Genomic DNA, 3,918 nt, shown 5'->3' with positions numbered 1-3,918 from the left:
TTTTAAGCAATATCAAATTTTAGTTTACCAGCTTTGACACCAATCTTGAGGGTCTTGCCTGCCACCAGCTCCCCCTTAAGAAGGAGTTCTGCCAACTTGTCTTCCACTTCTGTTTGCAGGGTTCTGCGAAGTGGGCGAGCTCCCATTTCTGGATCATAACCTTGGCTTGCTAGTAACTTCAACGCTGAAGCTTGCAGTTTCAAGTCGATGCCTTTCTCTGCTAGGCTAGCAATTAATGGTTTAACCATGATCTTAACGATTTCCTGCATGTGTTCGCTATCCAAGCTATGGAAGACCACCTTTTCATCAATACGGTTAATAAACTCTGGTCGATAAGCTTTTTTCAACTCTTCAAACATGCGTTTTTCCATATTTTCCTGGTCAAAACGAATGTCTTTGGCCCCAAAACCGACCGTCTTGTCATCACGAAGGGCTGTCGCACCAAGGTTTGACGTCATGATGATAATGGTATTTGAAAAATCAACCTTGCGCCCCTTGCTATCTGTCAAGACACCGTCGTCCAAAACCTGCAAGAGGACATTAAAGATGTCTGGATGGGCCTTTTCTACCTCGTCAAAGAGAAGTACTGAGTAAGGTTTGTTGCGAACCTTCTCGGTCAACTCCCCACCTTCCTCGTAGCCCACATAGCCAGGAGGTGCTCCATTGAGACGGCTAGCCGCAAATTTCTCCATATACTCACTCATATCAAAGCGGATAAGGGCTGATTCGTCATCAAAGAGGACTTCTGCCAGAGCCTTGGCCAATTCGGTCTTACCGACTCCTGTCGGCCCTAGGAACATAAAGGAACCAATCGGACGCTTGTGACTACGAATACCTGACTGATTGCGACGAATGGCACGACTAATGCTTGAAACAGCTTGATCTTGGCCGATGACACGTTTGTGTAGTTCAGCCTCCAAATTCAGGTATTTCTTGGCATCCGTTTGCGTCAGTTTTTGGACTGGGATACCCGACAAGCGACTCAAGGTGGTCAAAATATCAGATTCTGTTACCAAGTCTTTATAGACAGGAACTTCCTCTTCTTTTGCGATTAGCTGGGCAGCTTGTTCCCACTTGCCATCCATCAGGGCCTTGTCAGCTGGAGTCAAGTCGGATTCGTCTGCTTTCACATGCTTGGATTTGTTTTGCACTGTTGCTGCCGCCTCATCTAAGAGGTCGATAGCAGAGTCTGGCAAGTGACGACTGGTCAAGTAACGATGCGCCATCTTGACAGCCGTTTCAACAGCTTCATCTGTGATTTGCACACGGTGGTGTTTCTCATAGGTGGCCTTCAAACCTTGCAAAATGGTCATACTGTCAGCTAGACTTGGCTCTTCAATCGTCACTTTGGCAAACCGACGAGAAAGGGCAGCATCTTTTTCGATGTGTTTCTGGTATTCTTCCTGAGTGGTGGCACCAACCGTTCTCAAAGTTCCACGAGCCAAGGCTGGCTTCAAGATATTGGCTGCATCCAGAGTCGAGTCAATACCGCTACCAGAACCCATGATGGTGTGGAGTTCATCGATAAAGAGGATCACTTTGCCATCTTCCTCTATATCCTTGATGATATTGTTCATGCGCTCTTCAAAATCTCCACGGAAACGTGTCCCCGCAACAACATTCATCAAATCAAGCTCTAGAACACGCATCTTTGCCATTTCCGCAGGCACATCCCCACTGGCAATACGCTGAGCAAGACCAAGTGCCAGAGCTGTTTTCCCGACACCCGCATCTCCAACCAAGACCGGATTGTTCTTGGTCTTCCGACTCAAAATCTGAATCATACGTGAGATTTCCTTGTCTCGACCGATAACTGGCTCTAACTTGCCAGAACGCGCTTGCTCCGTCAGGTCATGCGTGTAGTCCTCTAGACCACCACTTTGAGCTTGAGGCATGCCCATCATATTGGCCATGGAATTTTGCTTGTCAGTTACTGTGCGATGGCGTTGACGCAAAGCCTTGAGATCTTCTCTTGTCCAGCCAGCACGCTCTTCTAGATTACGACGAAGAGCAGCAATTCTGACCTGATCTTTCTGGTCTTCATAAGAGAAGCCTGCTCTCTCCAAGATGCGAGTTGCCAAAGCATTACCATCATGCAAAATCGCATAGAGGACATGCTCTGTCCCTAGCACCTTAGCATGTACCACTGAGGCTACATATTCTGCTTCCGCAAAGAGGACCTCCAAACGATGGGAAAAGGGTAATTCCGTAAAAGTTTCATCTTGGCTATAGTCGGTTTCAGTCAGTTCCAACGCAACCTCTTCTAAACGGTCCATTTCATAAGGATAATCATTTAGAGTCGCACCTGCCACACTGTAACTGTGATTGGACATGGCAATCAATAAATGCCAAGACTCTAGATAACGGGCTCCAAAATGGCTCGCAACCATGTAGGCACTTTCGATACATTCATTCAATGCTTTTGAATAGTTCATCTTACTTCTCTTTTCTATCTACCTCTTGTAATAGCTGTCGGAGCATATTGGCACGGACAGCTGAGGATTCTTCCCCTAGGACACGATCTGTTGCTACAGAAGTCAGCAAGGTCATTTCCTGCTTGGTCATCAAGTCCTGCTCCACCAAAAGCTGGAGAATATCCTCATAGATTTCTTGACTAACTCGCTCACCAATCGAGTAAAGCAAATCGCGGAGCATCTCGTGATGATTGGAAAACTCAATACGCCCTATGCGAATGTAGCCTCCGCCACCACGCTTGCTCTCAACTAAGTAACCTCTGCTTTCCGTAAAGCGGGTCTTGATGACATAGTTGATCTGACTAGGTACAACCTGAAAGGTATCTGCCAACTGGCTCCGTTGCAATTCCACGATACCAGACTGGTCTAAAATCGCCTTGATATAGGCTTCGATATGATCTGATGTATTTTTAAATCTCATAGTGAATCAAACTCCTTCTTTGAACCTTGACTATCTTTGACTATTATACCGAAATTTTTGATTTTTTTAAAGGAAAAGGGAGCAAGTTGCGAAGATTATTATAAACTATCCAAAACAAAAAGATGGGACCGTAAAACAGTCGCCATCTTTTTTAGTTATTCAAAGTTAAGATTAGTCAACTTTTTTAGCACGGTATACAAGTCCTGCCAAAGCTGCAAGAACTAGACCAAGAATAGTAGAGAATGCTGTAAAGTCTGCTCCACCAGTGTTTGGCAAATCTCCCTTAGGCTGTTCACCCTTAGGATCTTCCTTAGGTTCTTCTTTTTTCGGTTCAGTATACGTGTTAGTGATTGTTGGGTTGTTACCTGTAACTGTTGTTACAAGTTTGCCTGCACCGTTGTCAACCACTTCAACTGTCACTTTGTAAGAATTCTCATCATATTTGATATTCTCATCGTTACCTTTTACTTCAGTAATAGTGTAAGTGTGCTCACCTGCTTCTTTGTACTCAATTGCTGTGAAAGTAACAGTACCGTCTGCAGCATTTGTAGCTGTTTCGATTACTTCGTTACCTTCTTTAAGTTCAAACTTAAACTGACCTGCTACAAGTTCTTTTTTACCATTCAAGACTTTCTTAGCTGTTAAGTTTACTTGTGTTGAAGACGCGACATAAGTGTTGGTGAAGGTTGGGTTGTTGTCTTTTACATCTGCAACAAGTTTACCTTGTCCATTATCTGTAACTTTTACTGTTACATTGTGAGTAGATTTATCGTAAGTTACACCTGCTTCGCTACCTGCTTTTTCAGAGATAGTGTATGTGTGGTCGCCTGCTTCTTTGTACTCAATACCTGCGAAAGCAACTGTACCGTCTGCAGCGTTTGTCGCTGTTCCGATTACTTTGTCACCTTCTTTAAGTTCAAACTCATATTTACCGGCTTCAAGAGCTTTACCATTCAAGACTTTAGTAGCCGTGATGTTTACAGTTGCTGAAGATGCTTTATAAGTGTTGGTGAAAGTTGGGTT

3 protein-coding genes are annotated in these 3,918 nt (G+C 44.4%); all 3 read right to left on the bottom strand.

The genetic code is table 11. The features are described 5' to 3' along the window. Window positions 1-2: 2 nt before the first annotated feature. Window positions 3-2,435: an ATP-dependent Clp protease ATP-binding subunit gene (locus HMPREF3057_RS00015; protein ID WP_070695935.1), complete on the bottom strand. Its 2,433-nt coding sequence runs from the start codon at window positions 2,433-2,435 to the stop codon at window positions 3-5. A gap of 1 nt (window position 2,436) precedes the next feature. Then, window positions 2,437-2,895 (bottom strand): CtsR family transcriptional regulator, encoded by a 459-nt coding sequence (locus HMPREF3057_RS00010; protein ID WP_061407682.1) that lies wholly within the window; start codon window positions 2,893-2,895, stop codon window positions 2,437-2,439. A gap of 171 nt (window positions 2,896-3,066) precedes the next feature. Next, window positions 3,067-3,918, bottom strand: an 852-nt coding sequence (locus HMPREF3057_RS00005; RefSeq protein WP_142350324.1) for a Spy0128 family protein, incomplete at its 5' end; no start/stop codon positions are given.

Source organism: Streptococcus sp. HMSC072D05 (assembly GCF_001815805.1).
GTDB lineage: Bacteria > Bacillota > Bacilli > Lactobacillales > Streptococcaceae > Streptococcus.
This window is presented reverse-complemented; position numbering and strand designations above follow the sequence as displayed.

Excerpts from the sequence above, each read along its gene's own strand:
- HMPREF3057_RS00010 (WP_061407682.1), bottom strand. The coding sequence starts at position 2,895 with ATGAGATTTAAAAATACATCAGATCATATCGAAGCCTATATCAAGGCG.
- HMPREF3057_RS00015 (WP_070695935.1), bottom strand. The coding sequence starts at position 2,435 with ATGAACTATTCAAAAGCATTGAATGAATGTATCGAAAGTGCCTACATG.